Annotated in this window: 14 protein-coding genes and 1 riboswitch; of the genes, 7 read left to right on the top strand and 7 right to left on the bottom strand. The window is 35.4% G+C overall.

What is annotated here, in order from left to right:
- Positions 1-62: 62 nt before the first annotated feature.
- On the top strand, positions 63-659 hold the full coding sequence (mobA, locus tag ACT5E3_RS13490) for a molybdenum cofactor guanylyltransferase (protein WP_444994065.1): 597 nt from the start codon (positions 63-65) through the stop codon (positions 657-659).
- Between the two features lie 5 nt (positions 660-664).
- Here the strand turns inward: mobA and ACT5E3_RS13485 are convergent, their stop codons facing one another.
- The 3 genes from ACT5E3_RS13485 to moaA form a co-directional block, all read right to left on the bottom strand.
- Positions 665-1,006, bottom strand: coding sequence for a DUF7009 family protein (locus ACT5E3_RS13485; protein ID WP_444994064.1), 342 nt, complete (start codon positions 1,004-1,006; stop codon positions 665-667).
- A 4-nt stretch (positions 1,007-1,010) separates the two neighbouring features.
- A complete protein-coding gene (locus ACT5E3_RS13480; protein ID WP_444994063.1) occupies positions 1,011-2,282 on the bottom strand; it encodes a molybdopterin molybdotransferase MoeA in 1,272 nt (423 codons plus the stop codon).
- A 2-nt stretch (positions 2,283-2,284) separates the two neighbouring features.
- The gene (moaA, locus tag ACT5E3_RS13475; protein WP_444994062.1) at positions 2,285-3,268 is read right to left on the bottom strand and encodes a GTP 3',8-cyclase MoaA; all 984 of its coding nucleotides are present in this window, start codon (positions 3,266-3,268) and stop codon (positions 2,285-2,287) included.
- Positions 3,261-3,437: riboswitch (molybdenum cofactor riboswitch) on the bottom strand. Its footprint overlaps the gene before it by 8 nt.
- A 304-nt stretch (positions 3,438-3,741) precedes the next feature.
- Here moaA and ACT5E3_RS13470 point away from each other — a divergent pair.
- Positions 3,742-4,935, top strand: coding sequence for an alginate export family protein (locus ACT5E3_RS13470; RefSeq protein ID WP_444994061.1), 1,194 nt, complete (start codon positions 3,742-3,744; stop codon positions 4,933-4,935).
- A 57-nt stretch (positions 4,936-4,992) separates the two neighbouring features.
- Here ACT5E3_RS13470 and trhP read toward each other — a convergent pair whose 3' ends face one another.
- Positions 4,993-6,300 (bottom strand): prephenate-dependent tRNA uridine(34) hydroxylase TrhP, encoded by a 1,308-nt coding sequence (trhP, locus tag ACT5E3_RS13465; protein WP_444994060.1) that lies wholly within the window; start codon positions 6,298-6,300, stop codon positions 4,993-4,995.
- Between the two features lie 230 nt (positions 6,301-6,530).
- Here trhP and ACT5E3_RS13460 point away from each other — a divergent pair, with 230 nt between their 5' ends.
- The 4 genes from ACT5E3_RS13460 to ACT5E3_RS13445 all read left to right on the top strand — a co-directional run bounded on the left by ACT5E3_RS13460 (position 6,531) and on the right by ACT5E3_RS13445 (position 8,810).
- Positions 6,531-7,394 (top strand): hypothetical protein, encoded by an 864-nt coding sequence (locus ACT5E3_RS13460; protein WP_444994059.1) that lies wholly within the window; start codon positions 6,531-6,533, stop codon positions 7,392-7,394.
- Positions 7,395-7,605: 211 nt separating this feature from the next.
- A complete protein-coding gene (locus ACT5E3_RS13455) occupies positions 7,606-7,812 on the top strand; it encodes a hypothetical protein (RefSeq protein ID WP_444994058.1) in 207 nt (68 codons plus the stop codon).
- 43 nt (positions 7,813-7,855) lie between these two features.
- On the top strand, positions 7,856-8,278 hold the full coding sequence (gene arfB / locus ACT5E3_RS13450; protein WP_444994057.1) for an alternative ribosome rescue aminoacyl-tRNA hydrolase ArfB: 423 nt from the start codon (positions 7,856-7,858) through the stop codon (positions 8,276-8,278).
- A 208-nt stretch (positions 8,279-8,486) separates the two neighbouring features.
- Positions 8,487-8,810 (top strand): DUF3718 domain-containing protein, encoded by a 324-nt coding sequence (locus ACT5E3_RS13445; RefSeq protein WP_444994056.1) that lies wholly within the window; start codon positions 8,487-8,489, stop codon positions 8,808-8,810.
- Positions 8,811-8,900: 90 nt separating this feature from the next.
- Here the strand turns inward: ACT5E3_RS13445 and ACT5E3_RS13440 are convergent, their stop codons facing one another.
- The gene (locus ACT5E3_RS13440; RefSeq protein WP_444994055.1) at positions 8,901-9,845 is read right to left on the bottom strand and encodes an ornithine cyclodeaminase family protein; all 945 of its coding nucleotides are present in this window, start codon (positions 9,843-9,845) and stop codon (positions 8,901-8,903) included.
- Positions 9,846-10,223: 378 nt separating this feature from the next.
- Between ACT5E3_RS13440 and ACT5E3_RS13435 the strand changes: the two genes are divergently transcribed.
- On the top strand, positions 10,224-12,305 hold the full coding sequence (locus tag ACT5E3_RS13435; RefSeq protein ID WP_444994054.1) for a winged helix-turn-helix domain-containing protein: 2,082 nt from the start codon (positions 10,224-10,226) through the stop codon (positions 12,303-12,305).
- A gap of 3 nt (positions 12,306-12,308) precedes the next feature.
- On the opposite strand, the gene ACT5E3_RS13430 is transcribed toward ACT5E3_RS13435, so the two are convergent.
- Together ACT5E3_RS13430 and ACT5E3_RS13425 are read right to left on the bottom strand one after the other, a co-directional pair.
- Positions 12,309-14,114, bottom strand: a complete 1,806-nt coding sequence (locus ACT5E3_RS13430) for a serine hydrolase (protein WP_444994053.1) — start codon at positions 14,112-14,114, stop codon at positions 12,309-12,311.
- Positions 14,115-14,366: 252 nt separating this feature from the next.
- On the bottom strand, positions 14,367-17,246 hold the full coding sequence (locus ACT5E3_RS13425) for a ligand-binding sensor domain-containing protein (RefSeq protein ID WP_444994052.1): 2,880 nt from the start codon (positions 17,244-17,246) through the stop codon (positions 14,367-14,369).
- Between the last annotated feature and the right edge of the window lie 85 nt (positions 17,247-17,331).

Below are 17,331 nucleotides of genomic sequence, written 5' to 3'. Positions count from 1 at the left end.
ATCAAATTGACCAAATGGTCTGGTAGCAATGTGCCAGTTAAGTTATTAATTATGAGATATAAGTGAATATTAGTAATCAAAAAATCTCTTCATCAGAAATTACAGGTTTAATTTTAGCGGGTGGGCAAGGAAAGCGAATTGATAACAGAGATAAAGGCTTAATGACTTTTAAAGGTACTCGCTTAATTGACAGGCAGTTGGATTGGTTTTTACCTCAAGTCAACGAGATTATTATATCTGCCAACCAAAATATACCAACCTACCAATCTTATGGCGTCAATGTTGTTACAGATAAGCGTGATGGTTATTTAGGACCGCTAGCTGGCATTGAGTCAGGGTTAAGTATATGTAAAACAAACTGGTTATATGTTCAGGCGGTCGATATTCCTTTTTTACCCAAAAACCTAATTTCGCAGCTTTGTCGTTCGAGTACTACGACTCAACTGAGTAAAGCTTATTATTTAAAAACACAAGTTAGAGAGCATTATTTGTCGTTGTTAATCGCTAAACAATGTTTACAAGAACTCGTTGATTTTCTTGACAATAAGCAGCTAAGAGTAAGAGATTTATTAACGCTATTAAATGCGCAGGCGATTGACTTAAATATAGATGAAGCTTTATTTAAAAATTTAAATTATTCATCAGATTATATTGATTAACTATTTCAATAATTGATTAGTTTTTTTGAATTTTTCTTTAAGTCAATTTCTAAGTAAACATCAGGTGTTGTTGATGAGTTTTTTGATGCTAGCATTATTCCTTGTTTACTCGGTCGATCTTCTAGCTCTGCTTTTAGTACATCAATATTTATCTTTAAATGTAATTCTTTAGAGTCGTCAATAAAATTAAATGAACTTTGAGAGCTGGTATTGTCAATCGAATAAGTAAGAGCTAACAGGCTTGATAGATTTAGCTTGTCTTCTAATCGCTGACCATTAAGCAGCATAGCTGCCTCATCTCTGCTTATTCGATACCGAATACTTTGGTTTTGGATTCGAATATACATCGTTTTACTCTTTCCAATAAAGTGAATTAGGATAAAAGCTAATAAGTTCGTCTACAGATAAATGGGAGTCACTTTCGTTAATAATAGCCCAGCCATTGGCGTGGATTAATGGCTTGATTTTGAATGACTCTTGTCCTTCTAAAATACGCACTTGTAATTGGGCTTGTGAATTAATTTGAACATGCGCCTTTAGTATTGAACGAAATCCTGGCTTTTTGGTGAAATCGGATGTTGAAATAGCCGTTAATGGGGGTTCTTGCTTTAGACCGAGTAAATTTCGAATGAGTGTCGTCACAAAAAAACGGAGTCCTATAGCCGCTGAAATTGGATTGCCTGGTAGACCAAAGTAAAAACTACCATTAGGAAATTTAGCAAACAATATTGGTTTTCCTGGTTTTATTTTTACTTTGTGAAAAATAATTTCACCGCCGAGTTTTTTTATTGTTTGTGGAATAAAGTCAAAATCTCCCATTGAAACTGCACCGCTACTGATAATAATTTGAGTGCCTTTCTCTAGTTGTGCGGACAAGTCTTGTTCAAACTTTGCTACATTATCGTAGTTTGTACCTGCATCAATTATATTAACCGGTAAATCCTTCAACCAGTTATTGATAAAAGGTTTGTTGGAGTTCCTAATTTGACCTTCTTTTAGAGGCGCCTCAGGATCATCTACTAACTCTTTGCCTGTAGAAAATATTGCGATGTTTACTTTTTTATACACATTAATTTGCCCAAAGCCTTGTGCTGCTAGTGCCATAATCATATTAGCATTAATAACTTTGTTTGCATCTGAAATAAATTCATTTAAAGTAAAGTCTTCTCCTGATTTTCTGATATGTGCATTTTTTTTAGGTGAGTCAAAACAAAGTAGAGAATTATTATTAAGCTGTGTGTTTTCAACTGGAATAATTGCATCAAATCCTGAAGGAACAGGGGCTCCAGTCATAATTTTCCAAGCCTTACCTTGAGTGTGACCAAGTGAGCTTTGTACATCACCTGCGGCTGTTAACCCTACTAATTCTAAACTGATAGGGGTATCGGGAGTAGCTGAACTTAAGTCGCTAAAATTGACTGCATATCCATCCATTGCTGAATTATTAAATGCAGGTATTGCCGCTTTGGCATTCAATGACTGGCTAAGTACACGTCCTAATGAATCATCTATATTAACTGATTCAACATCAATCAGTTGAGCGTTTTTTATAATCAAATCAATTGCATCATCAAAATTAATCATATAATTTTGTGTGTAAACTTTTTGTTTATTATCGTTCATTATCATCCACCGACTGATGCTAAGTTAGGCGTTCCACCAGAATTACCATCGTGCAAGAAATGTTGTTTTCTTTTACGGCCAAGTAACTGACAGAGAGTTTGTTTGAGTTCTGCTTTTTGGTTTTCACTTTGTAATAAATGCCTAACACTAAAACCGTGTTCACCAAATAAGCATAAATGAAAGTCACCTGTAGATGAAACTCGTAATCTATTGCAACTATCACAAAAGTCCTTTGCATAAGGAGCAATAACACCAAAACTACCATTGTAATCGGGATGGATATATTCTATCGCTGGACCAGAACCTACTTCTTTTAGCTTTTCTGTCCAACCATTTGATAAGAGATGCGTTTTAAGTTCATTAGCTGGTACATGATATTGGTCAAAATATTTTTGGTTATCGCCTGTTTGCATCAGTTCTATAAATCGCATGCTGATACGGTTATTTTTCAATAATGTTTCATACTGATGAAATTGGTGGGAGTTAACATTTTTAAGTAAGACCGCATTGAGTTTAATTCGTTTAATGGGTAACTGCTGTGCTAGATTTATGCCTTCTAGTATTTCTTGTAGACGGTTATGACCTGTGAGGCTATGAAACAGTTTTGGATCTAGGCTATCAACACTAATGTTAAGATGGGTTAATCCAGCAGATACCCAGCTTTTAACTCTTTGCTTGAGTTTGTAGCCATTGGTAGTCATTGCAATTTGACGAATTCCTTGGATTGATTTGATTGTTTTAATAATACTCAAAAAATCCTTACGAATAGTTGGTTCTCCGCCAGTTAACCTAATTTTCCAAACGCCTAGTTCTGCAAATGCAGTGATTAAATTTTTGATTTCTTTTATTGAAAGAAACTCTTTGTTCGATTCACATTGATAACCATCGGGTAAACAGTAGCTACATGAAAAGTTGCAGATATCTGTCAGTGATAGTCTGATATACGGAAATTCGCGACCTAAAGAGTCGGTTAGCTGGTTATTCAATTTTTTCTCCTTTCCAAACACGGGAGGTTAACCAATTTCTCAATTAACCCTGGCAGTGTAAACTGCGGCCATGCAAACGTATCTTTTTTATGGTTTATATTTCTTGTTTATAAAAGAACAAACCATAAGCCAAAACTTAGTTAAGCAAAGCTCGGAGTTGTTAATTTTTCATCGTTCATTAAGTTATATAATATAGCACAATTGAATGACTGATGAGTTCATTGTTCATATTAAGGTCTATGTTACAATATCAAAAATGCTGAAACAAACAATTTAGATTAAGCGATCAATTTAATGTCCATTGTTTTAAAACCTTAATTACATCATGGCTATTTTATTGAAAATAGAGAATTTATTGTTGATGTGGATCAAAGACAAATCATAGAATAAGTATACATTAGCCACGTACTTCGAAGGTACAAGACAATAACTTCAGGCTTACTGGCCTCTTTATCCTTCTAAGGGGATGCAATATGAGTAATCAATTCAAAAAAAACTTAGTCACGGCTTGTGTATTAGCGGCTACTTCAACGGGTATATATGCAAGTGATAATACAGACATCAGTAGCACTATTGACTTAAGTTTTCGTTACCGAATAGAACTAGTCGATCAAGAAAATATTGTTGAAGAGGCTAATGCTTCAACGATGAGAACTAGAGCCACGATTAAGACACAATGGAATTCTAAGTTTGATTCGGTGTTAGAGTTTGATGATGTTACTGAGATAGGTATGAATGACTTTAATGCTGGCCAAGGAAATACGCCCGACAGAGGGCAATTTCCAGTTGTTGCTGATCCTGAAGGAACAGAAGTTAACCAGGCTTTTATACGATACAATGGCGATATAGCTAAATTTGGCTATGGCCGTCAAAGAATTTTAGTGGGAAATCAACGTTTCATTGGTGGTGTTGGTTGGCGACAAAATGAACAAACCTATGATAGTTTTACTATAAAAAGCAAGCCAACCGATAAGTTATCTTTAAATTATGCTTATGTCTTTAATGTGAACCGTATTTTTGGTGAGGCTGTTAACGCAGGTGATCACAAGCACAATACGCACTTAATTAATGCTGACTATCAATTAGATTTAGGTCAGTTATCAGCTTATTATTTCTCAGTTGACAATGAAGATGCATTCGCTTTATCTAACAATACACTGGGAATACGCTTTGCCGGAAAAGCGGGGGATTTCGCCTATACACTAGAATATGCTTCACAGTCTGAAACGGGCGATAATCCTAATAACTATAGTGCCGATTACTATTTACTTTCGGGTGCGTATCAGCAAGATAACTTCTCTATTGGTGCTGGTTATGAGGTTTTGGGGGGAGATACCTCTGGTGGACAAGGATTTACGACTTCATTAGCGACTTTACATAAGTTTCAAGGATGGGCAGATGTATTTTTAGGAACTCCTGTTAGCGGGATTGAAGATTTATATATTGATGGCACATATAAAGTAAATGGGTTTAATTTTAAAGTGGTTTATCACAATTTTTCAACTGATGAAAATGGCTCTGATCTTGGAACTGAAATAGACTTTTCTGTCGCTAAAAAGATCAATAAAAACCTATCGGTTTTATTCAAATATGCTGACTTTAGCAGCGATAATGTTCTCTATTCATCTAGAGAAAAAACTTGGTTGATGCTAACTTATAAACTATAGCAAATAGAAGGGGGAGTTCATCCCCCTGAGTTTGCATCTAATAATATGATAACTGTTCTAAGTTGAAGTAGTCTTTTTTACAACTAGTCCCATCTCGCTTTGGTATTCATCGGGACACTTAATCCAGACTTGATGGCCTGAGCCAGGAGCGACAGTTATTGGTTGACCATGACGATCGGTCATTTCAGAAAGTGTTATAAGCTGCTCGCCTTGAGGCGACATTAATATTAATTTATCTTCGATTTGAAACCGGTTTTTTACATCAATTAAAATCTGATTATCTTTTCTTTCTAATACCTCTCCAACGAACAGTTGTTCATGTCGCTCTGGGCTGCCAGTTAAGTAGTTTTGATAGTCATCATGAACATGACGACGAAAAAAGCCTTCGGTGTAGCCTCGATTGGCCATACCTTCAAGTATATCCATTAAGGAACGATCAAAAGCTTTACCTGCAACTGCATCATCAATTGCTTGACGGTACACTTGAGCTGTGCGTGCTGCATAAAAATGAGATTTTGTACGTCCTTCTATTTTTAGACAATCGATACCTAACTCCACCAATTTGGCAACGTGTTGAATAGCGCGTAAATCTTTTGAATTGAAGATATAAGTGCCATGCTCATCTTCGTACATTGGCATATATTCACCCGGGCGCTTATTTTCTTCTAATAAAACCAGTTTATCGGTGGTTTTGCCCAACCCTATTTGAGGTTGATATTGCTGAATATCCCCACTATCATTTTGTTTCGCTTCATGAACTTTATAGCCCCACCGACAGGCATTAGTGCAAGTTCCTTGATTGGGATCTCGGTGATTGAAGTATCCAGATAACAAACAACGGCCAGAGTAAGCTATACAGAGTGCACCGTGTACAAATACTTCTAACTCAATATCCGGGCATTGTTGTCGAATTTCTGCTACTTCTTCTAATGATAGCTCCCGAGAGAGTATCACTCGCTTTATTCCTAGTGACTGCCAGAATTTAACGGCTGCATAATTAACTGTATTCATTTGAACGGATAAATGAATGATTGTTTCTGGCCATTTTTCACGTACCAACATTATTAAACCAGGATCTGACATAATCAATGCCGAAGGGCGCATAGCAATAATGGGGGCAATATCCTTAAGAAAGGTTTTAACTTTTGCGTTGTGTGGTGCAATGTTCGCAGCCACAAAAAACAGTTTGTTTAAACTTTTGGCTTGGTTGATACCTATAGCCAAGTTTTCTAGATTAAAGCTATTATTGCGCACTCTAAGGCTATAGCGTGGAAGTCCTGCATAAACAGCATCTGCACCATAAGCAAAAGCGTAGTTCATGTGTTTTAGAGAGCCAGCAGGAGAAAGCAGTTCAGGTTTTAACATTGAATTATTAGTTTTATCTGACAAAAAGGGGCGAATTATAAGCTAGGCAAAGTTAGTCGCTTATTGACAGAGATCAGTAAGTTGATTTAAGGCTAAGCTAATTTTCTTGCTAAATGGGGTAAGCATTAAGTTATTAACTCTTCGTGAGCAACTAAAAATATGCTAGATTGGTAATTGTTTGTATGAATGCAAACTAATAAATTTTGAGACATTGAGACAATAGAAAGAAAATGGTTAGTCAAAAAATAAAAACGTGGTCATCTAAAATAAAAGAGCAATTAACTAGCGGTACTGAAACTGTTAGCAATAAAGCTTCGCAAATAATCTCTGGTTTTAATGAAATTAAAATAAAACAACTTTTTACTGTTAGTTCTACAGAATATCAATATGATACAACTTACTATTTTCTTTTTCCTGATCATGACTCACCCGGTACATATATTATACAAACACATCGAGTTCTTCCTTGTGGGGATTATGATTGTGCAAAGTTGACTAAAAGACGTATTTTTGAAGTGCCTAATATTGAGAGTGTCAATATTATAAAAAGTGCATTGCTAAAGAAATTGAAGCTTAAAAACTTAAAAGAGAGTGATTTAAAACTAGCTTCGTCTGAGGTACTTGATGAATTAGCTGATAAAGTTGATGAAAATAATGAGAAAATTACCAAAGGTCTTTTTGTGGTAGGTGGAATTGCATGTCTTATTAATCCTGTGACAGGTGTGGCTATTATTGGTGCTTCATTTTTACCTAATGTGGTTAATAAGTTGATATCATCATCATCTAAGAAAATATCAGCTAATTTAAAAGTCGCTTCTCTAAAAAGTCGACAGCAAGCAGCAAAAGATGAGGCTTTATCTCAATTCAAATCAATAAAAACAGAATTACATCTTAACTCGGTTTTAAATAAGTTAGATCGATGTATTGCTGATTGTGAGTTTTGTGCATTAACCGATATTTCTGATGATGAACAGACCTTAAAGCTTACTGTGCCTTTAGTTCGTGAATTATATCCACTTAAACCCGCAGGCTGGTTTTCAAAAAGCCAATATAATAGTAATCTTGAAAATTACTTAAAGAGTATTCTTTCATAATAGATTAGCCTGGCGATTAAATATAAGGTTTTATGATAGTAGTACGCTATGATAATCTTATGTAAGTTAGATAGCTGTTATTCTTATATTGAAAGGTTTAATGCTATAATCAATATACTTTTGAACAACACAGCTATTAATGTAATGGTTTTCATATGACATCCCTAAATAACTTATTCAAAATAATTAATAATGGTAGGTAGAATATACAATGGTGGATAAGAACTTTATTCTTCAACGAATATGTATTTATGTTGGTAAAGATATTAACCCAGATTCAGATATCCAGGTTAAAGAAGCGCTGTATAGAATAGGTATTAAGTTGCCTCAAAAAAGAACAGTAAATGAATCTTTAGAAGCTGCCAGTAGTGAGCATGAAGTTATTAGTTTACTAATGAAATACAGAACGCTATCCTAAAATTTAATTTGAATATTCAATTACTTCTCCTTTAATAAACCCTATGGATGCAGAATTAAAAATTTCTAATACAGTATTTTTAAATCTTAATGATATTTCTTTTGAAGCGATTAGAGCGCAGGGGGCTGGTGGGCAAAATGTGAATAAAGTATCTTCAGCAATACATTTACGTTTTGATATAAATTCATCATCATTACCTGCATTTTATAAGCAGCGTTTATTAGAGTTAAAGGATAAACGAATTAATGGACTGGGTGTTTTGGTTATAAAAGCACAACAGTTTAGAACTCAAGAAAAAAATAAACAAGATGCATTATCTCGATTAGTCACTTTAATAAAACAAGCAGTTAAAGTGACTAAAGTGAGAAGGTCAACAAAGCCATCTAAGTCTTCCCAAATTAAGAGAGTTGATCGTAAAACTAAACATGGCAAAAAAAAGACAATGCGTAAGTCTGTTGACTTTTAGTTATATTTTGTCATTCTGATCCGATTGCCGTTATGGTTACCTCATTTAAATTCTGTCACCAATAATAGAAAAGATTAATGCGTCATAAGATGTTAATAGAGTGTGACACAGATTCGTCTTGTAACATTTAGCTCTGTTTCTGAAAAAGTTTGTTAACACTTAATAATTATAATAACAACTCAAGCAAACAGAGCGAGGTATTACTGCAATGCGTATTAAACAAACACTTCTTACATTAATTGGAACTACAGTCATTATAGGTTCGGCTAGTGCAGCCGAAAAGCAATATAAAGCTGTTGATGATTCTCGATATACAAGGCTTTGTATGGTTGCCGCAGATGGAAATAAATTACAATTTGTAAAAGCAATAAAAGATAGTGGTTTTAGTAACCATTATGTAGCCAATGAAGTCACTTGCAATGGTATTGCAATTAGCGAGTTCGTTCAACAAGAAGGAAATAAAGCTAATCAGAGACATCTCAACAAATTTATTGAAAAGAAAGTTGAAGTGACTCGAGTGGCTAAAAACTAATTTCAATATATTATGAATTATTTAAGTTTATATTGAGTTAAATTTACTTGTCGTTAGTGTAGTTTAAAAAGCCAATCGTCGATTGGCTTTTTATTTACTCGTAGCTTGAAAAACAAGATGGGCTGCCAGCAGATCGCTTAGCGCAGTTCCCACCGACTTAAATAAGGTAATTTCTTCTGGGCTTTCTCTACCGCTAGTTTGTTTAGAACACAGCTCAGATAATTCAGCTTTGACCATATTGGGGGCAAATACGCCTTCTTCAATCGGTATTAATAGTTCTCCAGCTTCACTTAATACGTTTAGTCTACTATCAACATAAACGCTGGATTTAACGACTAAAGATGAGTCACACTCTCGACGATCAGCAGAATGATTTCCGATTAAATCACAATGTGTTCCAGGGCGAACCCATTCTCCCAATATTAATGGTTCGGCTGAGCCAGTTGCACAACTAATTATATCGGCTGTTTCGCAGGCTTTTTCAATGTTGTCAACGGAAACAAACTCGATTTCAGCTAGCTCTTTTTGTAGTTGAGCTATCAGTTGTTTAACCTTATTGGTATTTCGACCCCAACATAATACTTTATTGATAGGTCTTACGCTTGAATGTGCTTTAATCATGAAAGAAGCAAGGTTGCCGGTTCCACAAAATAATAAGGTTTTTGAGTCTTCCCTTGATAAGTATCGACTCGCCAAGGCGGAAACTGCCGCTGTACGCCAAAAAGTGACACTTGTTCCATCTATTAATGCTAAAGGTTCACCATGTTTACGGTCGAACATCATAATTTTTGAATAAAGAGATTCGTATCCGCTAGCCATATTTTCGGGAAAATAAGTAAAGGCTTTTACACCAATGACATCTTCATTCCAAGAAGGTAAAACGGCAAAGGCATCATGATTGGCTGTACTATCAGATAGCGAGAAAACTTGCCTTTGAGGCATTTTAAAAGGTTTTGCAAAACCAGAATCTAATTGTTTTATTAGTGCGGGAAAATCAAGGACTTGGTGTACTTGTTCTTTATTTATTACTTTCATCAGATATCCAGACTAGTGTTGTTAGGTATAAGGGTATTCGGAATAATCAACTATTTTACTGATTAACTTAATCAATTTCTATAACTATTATTTGAATTATTGCTACAGTTAACTAGGTATTCTGTAGTAAAAATATAACTAATCTTAGTTAATTAATAGAGAGTATCAGTATAAGCTTGTTGCTAATTGCTACTCTACGAGCACTTTTACAGTTGGAATGTTTTGTATCTTTGATACATCTGCCTATAAAGGGCTACAGATTGAGTTAGTGGTCAATTGGTTAAACCGTGTTTATAGATGGCTAATTATATGATATAAAAAGAGCAGTCTTTCTCATATTTCCTCTAGATCGATTTTTGGTTAAAAAATGATATCGCAATGCAAAAAAATAAAGCGAGTTGTTATCAGCTTAATAACAAAGTAATTACACCTGACCTTAACCTCATTCAATGCAATGAACAGGATATAACCATTACTCCTAGAGCAATGGCTCTATTAGTCTATTTTTTAGAAAGACCTATGCAGGTTATATCCGTTCAAGAAATAGCTGAAAATGTTTGGAATAGTCCATATGTGACTAATACCGCGATTCAAAGAGTTATTGGGTTAATTCGTAAAGCGCTTGATGATGATAAAAATAAGCCACGATATATTGAGACAATAGCCAAAAAAGGTTATCGGTTGATTGCAGATGTCAATCACAAAATAATGGAGTCTGCTCCTGAAGAGACTGTTAATAGAGGTGGTATTAGAACTAAAATATTTATTGTTTTTATATTATTGGTTTTGTTGATAGCCGTTTTTTTCTATTTTTTATTTAAACCTGCTAATAGTCAAATTCCGCATAAAGTTTCAGCTTTTTCATCTTTGGCTGGTATTGAGAGTGAACCAGAGTTTTCACCCGATAGTCTTTTTGTTGTTTATACAACTAAACAGAAGCAAAATACAAACAAAAAGTATTCACGAATTTATGTGCAAGCCATAGATCAAGCGACCACTTATCTTTTAACAAAAAAAGAGGAACATAATTACCTTCCTAAATGGTCAAATGATGGGCGTTATCTAATTAGCATGCGATTGTCTGACAATGAACATTCAAAGTGTCAAATTGTCAAAATAGCGCTCGATGTAACGAAGACTAAAAATATTGAAGAAAGTAATCTGTTCAACTGTGAAAACTTTTTCATTACGGGGTTAGCATGGGATTCGGAAAACAATTTACTCCTTTTTAGTGCTATTGATAAAAGAGTGTCTAGAAAAGAGCGAGTATATCAGTTTAATACAGCTACTAATCAGTTAACTCAGCTTACGAGTTCTCCAGTAGAAGGAAAGGGGGATCGTGTTTTAGATTTTGATTTTGAAAGCCGTAAACTACTTTTCTTTAGAGATCATTTTTTTAGCTATGACAGCTTATTTTCAATTGATTTAAATAATCTGGAAATCCAAAAGCTCTATCAATATACAGATTTAATTAATTATGCTCGTATCGATCGTAAGAATCAGAGATTATTTTTTATTTCTAAAAATAACCTTTATCAATATTCATTAACTAACAAGGTTAAAGCGTTAATTAATAACAGTGTTGGTTATCGCTCCTTCGATTTTTCTTCTGACAAAAATATGATGGTAGTTGCCCATTATAGAAATGTGATTGATATTTATACGAGAAGCTTTGACTCAGATGATTCATTATCACCTGAAAAAAATTTTATAGAGTCATCAAGTAGAGATTATATGCCCAGTCATATTCATGGCACGAATAGTGTTGTCTTTGTATCTGAGCGAAGTGGAAAGTCCCAAATTTGGCTAAAACAGCAAGATAATCAATTGGTGCAATTAACCGATGAACCTTTTGATTTTAGAAATACGACACTTAAGTCAAATCCACAAGGTAATAAAGTCGTATTTTTTGCAAGAAACGGTTTACATTTGCTCGATGTTTACTCTCGAAAAGTCACTATGATAGAGACGGGTAAAACATATTCTGATTTTCCTAATTGGTCAAATGATGGTAAAACGATTTATTTTAATGGAATTATTAATGGTGAGGAGCAAATATGGAATATCGATCTGACTTCTAATCTGCAACGTCAGATAACAAGGCATGGTGGTATCATGGGGGCAGAATCACCAGATGGTAAAGGACTCTACTTTACTAAGTCTACTTCCCAAGGTTTATGGTACCTCTCTTTTAATGATATGAAAGAAGTTAAAGTCGTCGAAAATTTTCCATCAATATTAAACTCAGGTTTAGTAATGACTGAAGACGGTATTACTTATCTGCAAGTAAAAGAAGGCGCTACTTTATTAAAGCGCGTTAAAATACCTTCACATGAGGTGGTGGAAATTGAGACATTGGATAATAATAGAGTATTTCACCTATCAGTATCTCCCAGCTCAAATAAAATTTATTATGCTAAAAACGTAAAGAATGATAGCGATATTATATTAATCAGGTAATCTTTACTCACATAAAGGAGAAAGTTGGCCCGAGACTTCTATCATTGATCGTGCATCATAGTTTTGAGCATCGGCAAAACGTAAGGCAATGACTCCATTAGGCAGGATTGTTACCAGGTTGCCACCTGCACCACTTAATAATGGTACATGTATTGTGCAACCTTGTTTGGCTTTGTAGGGAACGCTAAAAAATGACATTAAATATCTGCCTTGTCCATCGGCATTATTATGTTGATGAGAAGGTAGTCCGAGTTCATTGGTTCTAAACAAAGCTTTGCGCACAGTTAGTTCATCGAGGAGCTGTTCACCATTATAATATCCATTTTGGTGAAACAACTTGGATATTTTTATCATATCTTCTATTGTTGGGTACATGCCAACACCTAGAATTGCAACGCCACGGCTTAAATCTGGTTCTGTAGTATGCATCATTGGTGAGTGGCGAATACCTATCGGTTCGTAGACATTTTCTTTTAATAATTGCCACAGCCCAATTCCTTCGCGCTGTCGAACCAGATTATCCATTGCTGCGGATAAAATAAAGTAATGTGATGTGTTATACCTGAAAACTTCCCCTGGCCCCCAAGGATAATTACCATATTGTTGAAATGAAATATTAAGTTTTTCTTGAGCTGTTAATGCTCGACTCCATTCCCCTGTAAGGGGGCCATGTTCGTCGGCAGATGAGTTAGTTGAATTGGGATCATGATCGTTGTTTCCTATACCGGTAGCCATATTTAGCGCATCAATAAATCTGACTTGCTCCCAACCATTATGATTGGCAGAAACATCTACATAATCTTTAATCAAATAGTCTAGTATTTCTGTTCCATAGCGTTGGGCTAAGTAACTCATTGCTAAACCGCCGGCTGCGGGTTTTGTCGCAGAAAAAATACCATGTCGCATGAAACGACAGTAGGGATAATCGCCATAGCTAGTTTTACAACCTTGGATATAAAGTTTGTTATTAAGCCAAATTCCTGATGCGCTAATATCTGTTTCTGATAGAGCACTGTTAAATAATGCCCAGTTAATCTCGGGGAATTGTTCGGTCAATTGATTCCACTCTTCAACAACAAGCCTTTCATTGAGTTCTTGTTCAAAGTCATTAATTAATTTGGCTGGGTCAAAGTTTGGCGTTGGTGTAAAACTTTGTTCAAGTGTGGCTGCCGCTTCACCTCTAATACCAGGTGCTGTGTGTTGAACAATTTGAACTCTAATATTGGATACTTGGTTATCATCATATATAAAGGTTGCCAAACCATTTAAAGCAGAATTCCACCCCGTTTCTGTTAAAATGAAAGGAAATGATGCGCGTGACATGTTGCCATCAGCTTCTTCGCTCCAAACTTTACCGGGTGATAAAATGATCCGCCAATAAGTTTGGTTCGGATCAGTAATAATAATGTCGCGTTCTTTTGGAATCAAATAACCACTATGCGAAACAAATGCTATTTCAACTTCGGGAAACTGGCGCATAAGATAAGTGTAGTTATTTGGAAAACCAATGAGTTGTCCTCCTTTAATAGATAGTGAGCCGTTAAAGTGATGCAGCGCAGCTTTCTCTTCACCTATAGGCATAAAGTAATCATTGTGGTATGGAGATGCTTTTGATTGAATTGTTAAATTTAACTCTTGGCGAGTTAACCAGTCTCGCTCACTACTTTCTGGAGGTGATTTATAGGAAATATCTGCTGGAGTGTCTGGTAAAGCTGGAATGCTTGTACTATCGCTACAAGATGATGTGACTAAAATCATTTGTAATAAAAATAAACTGGTTATTAAGCCGTGTCGCTGTAAATTTTTCATTGTTTTACATACCTATAATGAAAACAGGTTAGCAATGATTTGCTCATGTTTTCTATTGGACTGATACTTTGTTAGTTTGATTGTAAAATTCTAAATTATGTTGCGTTTTGGTTAGATTAACGAAAATGAGAAACTAAGTGCAATAAATTATGTGGTATAAAAACTGATATTATTCTAATTTTTTGCTAATGCTCTTGTTTTTTAATTATTTTTACCAAGCAATAGTTGGGGGAGGGGAGTTATTTAAGAGGCCTAAGGTTTCTCAATATTTGCATCAAACACGCAGGTTTTATTTCTGCCATGCTCTTTTGCTTGGTAGAGTGCAATATCTGCTTGGCGTATAATGTCATCACTTTGTTTAATGTTATCGAGTCTCTTATTGTTTTCAATTGTGGATACACCAATACTAACAGTTACTTGTATTTTTTCTTGCTGATTAATTTGAAACTTACTATCGGCAACTTCGGTACGGATTTTTTCTGCACAGGTTTCAGCTCCTCGTGTATCTGTTAATGGTAATATAACGGCAAACTCTTCACCTCCATAGCGCGCTGCTATATCGGTTTTACGGATGCTTTTTTTGATTCGTTTAGCTAATTCGATTAATACAAGATCACCAACCACATGGCCATAAGTATCATTAATCATTTTAAAGTTATCAACGTCGAAAATAATAAAGGATAAATAGGTTAAAGAAGGAGCTCTGGATAAGCGTTCAACATCTTTATATAAGCAATCCATTAAGTGACGACGGTTATATAACTTGGTTAGATCATCCGTCACAACTAACCGATTGAGCTCATTATTGATTTCACTGAGCTCTGATGTTCGCTCTGCCACTAGAATTTCTAAATGTTCTTTTTCTGACGCTAGCTTTCTGACACGATAACGAATAATGACTGCCACTAATAAAATAATGCTCAAAATAGCAATAAAAATAAACCACCAGGTTAACCAAAATGGTGGCTTAATTCCAAAACTAAAAGATGCTGGAACAGCACTATCAAAACGCGCGCCCTTGATTGCTTTAACTTGAAGTTCATATTGACCGGGCGAAAGGTTTATTATTTTTACCTGATTGTGAGGTTGAGGTTTTGACCAATTATTGTTAGCTCCGAGTAATCGATAAGAAAACTGAATGTCGCGCTCATCTCTAAAGCTTAAACTAGAAAACTTAACGGTTAAAGACTTCCCTTTAAATTCAAGAACTTCTGATGATGTTAAGCGTTTATCCCCCAACCAAACACCGTCAATAATAATTGGTGGTGGATTACTATCGATAACTTCATTGCTTGGTGCATAACGAGTCACTCCAAAGGCTGTACCAAACCATAAATCACCGCTTGGATGTTCGGCAACGGCTGTTGCTGCGCCCTCTAAATCTGGCAGCCCATCGGCACCATCAAAGTGGGTAAAGGATTTTCCGTTATAACGTTTAAGCCCATTATTGGTATACACCCACACTTTACCACTAGTATCAACCATAACTTGCCACACATAGTTGTTACCTAATCCATTCTGTTTATCAAAAACGTTAAGTAGTTTTAAATCTTGACTAATTTTAAGCAAACCATTTCCATTTGTTCCAACCCACATATTTCCCTGTAAATCTCTATCGATTGACCAGGTTGTAAATTTATTCGCTTGCGGTATATGATCTAATGTAATATATTTTTGTTTCTCTGGATCATAAATTACAACACCCCGATTTCCTGTACCTAGCCAGACACGCCCGAGCAAATCCGTTTGCATAAAATAAATACCGCCTATTGTAAATTCGCTTTGTGTTACTTGTTTTATTTGATCATTTTCCCATAATGCTAGTCCACGAGATGTACCTATCCAGACATTTCCTTTTTGATCTTGCATCATTGTTGAAGCATATGATGAGGGGAGGCCATTTTCTATGGTATAAGGTCCATAGGCTTTTTCATTTTTCCAATGTATCATGCCATTTTGTGTACCAATTAAAACACTACCATCAAGTAAGCACTTTAATCCATAGATGCGGATATCTTTTAGTTTTAGTTCGCTGGTAAGGATGCGGAATTTTTCGGTATAGGGGTTAAAAACACTAACGCCTTTCCGAGTGCCCATCCAGATATGTCCATATCTATCGACCGACATCGAGCGTACAAAGTCATTACTTAACCCTTGACTTTCTGTGTAGGTAACAAAAGGGCCAGGTACATGTTTTACTAAGCCTGCATCAGAGCCATACCAAAGAGTACCATCACGATCTTCAATAATGCTGTATGTTGCCATACGCTTTAACCCTCGTTGTGGAGAAAGTCGCTCAATTTGATTATTTATCATGCGGTATAAACCATGATATGTACCTATCCATAATATGCCACGACTATCCTCATAGAGAGATAAAATACCATTATTGTTGAACTCTGGGCTGTCTATTTTTGATACCTTGTATGTTTTGCTATTGATTAAGAAAAGCCCTGTACTACCTCCAACCCAAATACCCTCGCCAGTTTCCAGCAATGCTCTAATTGATATATTTTTTAATTCATGGCTAATAATTTTTTCGAAATGGCTACCATTAAAGTGTGCAACTCCACTACTTGTGCCGGCCCAGATATTTCCAGTTTGATCTTGAATCATTGAACGGACAGTCGTCGAAGGTAAGCCGTCTTTTAATGTATAAGTTTTTAGGGTCGATTCTGTCACATGCATTACGCCACCTTCTGCGGCTAGCCACAAGTCCCCACTGTCTGTAGAAATAACTTGATATATATTTTTTAATGGGAGTTTATTATTGAGAGGAGGGCAGGTTATTTGGCTTTTTTCCAAGTAACAAAGGCCTGCGGCTGTCGCAACAATGATTTTACCCTGATAGCTTCGAACCATTGAACGAACACTATTACTTGGTAGTGGTTTAGTAAATGTCTCAAATTCTCGACCATTATAGCGAGTTATTCCTGCGTAGCTACCAGTCCATATATAGCCTTGTGAATCTTGAATAATAGAAATAACTTGACCTTGGGGTAAGCCATCAAAAACAGTGTATTCTTGAAAGTTATACTGCCTAGCAACACCACTTTCGGTTGTTGTGCTATGCACTAGAAATGTATAAATGGCTAAAAAACTCCCCAGTATAAAGCGACTAAGAAACACCATTTATCAACCTTTATTATCGAAAAGTTATATAGTTAACTTTAGATCATATTTTAGATTTTCCAAGTAATATTAATAAGTTATATCG

This window comes from Aliikangiella litoralis (assembly GCF_052495765.1).
Note: the sequence above shows the minus strand (reverse complement) of the source record. Positions and strands in the feature narration are given on the sequence as shown.

What these genes read in the sequence shown, in the direction of transcription:
- ACT5E3_RS13485 (WP_444994064.1), bottom strand. Translation starts at nt 1,006, where the DNA reads ATGTATATTCGAATCCAAAACCAAAGTATTCGGTATCGAATAAGCAGA.
- ACT5E3_RS13480 (WP_444994063.1), bottom strand. Translation starts at nt 2,282, where the DNA reads ATGAACGATAATAAACAAAAAGTTTACACACAAAATTATATGATTAAT.
- ACT5E3_RS13470 (WP_444994061.1), top strand. Translation starts at nt 3,742, where the DNA reads ATGAGTAATCAATTCAAAAAAAACTTAGTCACGGCTTGTGTATTAGCG.
- trhP (WP_444994060.1), bottom strand. Translation starts at nt 6,300, where the DNA reads ATGTTAAAACCTGAACTGCTTTCTCCTGCTGGCTCTCTAAAACACATG.
- ACT5E3_RS13460 (WP_444994059.1), top strand. Translation starts at nt 6,531, where the DNA reads ATGGTTAGTCAAAAAATAAAAACGTGGTCATCTAAAATAAAAGAGCAA.
- ACT5E3_RS13455 (WP_444994058.1), top strand. Translation starts at nt 7,606, where the DNA reads ATGGTGGATAAGAACTTTATTCTTCAACGAATATGTATTTATGTTGGT.
- arfB (WP_444994057.1), top strand. Translation starts at nt 7,856, where the DNA reads ATGGATGCAGAATTAAAAATTTCTAATACAGTATTTTTAAATCTTAAT.
- ACT5E3_RS13445 (WP_444994056.1), top strand. Translation starts at nt 8,487, where the DNA reads ATGCGTATTAAACAAACACTTCTTACATTAATTGGAACTACAGTCATT.
- ACT5E3_RS13440 (WP_444994055.1), bottom strand. Translation starts at nt 9,845, where the DNA reads ATGAAAGTAATAAATAAAGAACAAGTACACCAAGTCCTTGATTTTCCC.
- ACT5E3_RS13435 (WP_444994054.1), top strand. Translation starts at nt 10,224, where the DNA reads ATGCAAAAAAATAAAGCGAGTTGTTATCAGCTTAATAACAAAGTAATT.
- ACT5E3_RS13430 (WP_444994053.1), bottom strand. Translation starts at nt 14,114, where the DNA reads ATGAAAAATTTACAGCGACACGGCTTAATAACCAGTTTATTTTTATTA.
- ACT5E3_RS13425 (WP_444994052.1), bottom strand. Translation starts at nt 17,246, where the DNA reads ATGGTGTTTCTTAGTCGCTTTATACTGGGGAGTTTTTTAGCCATTTAT.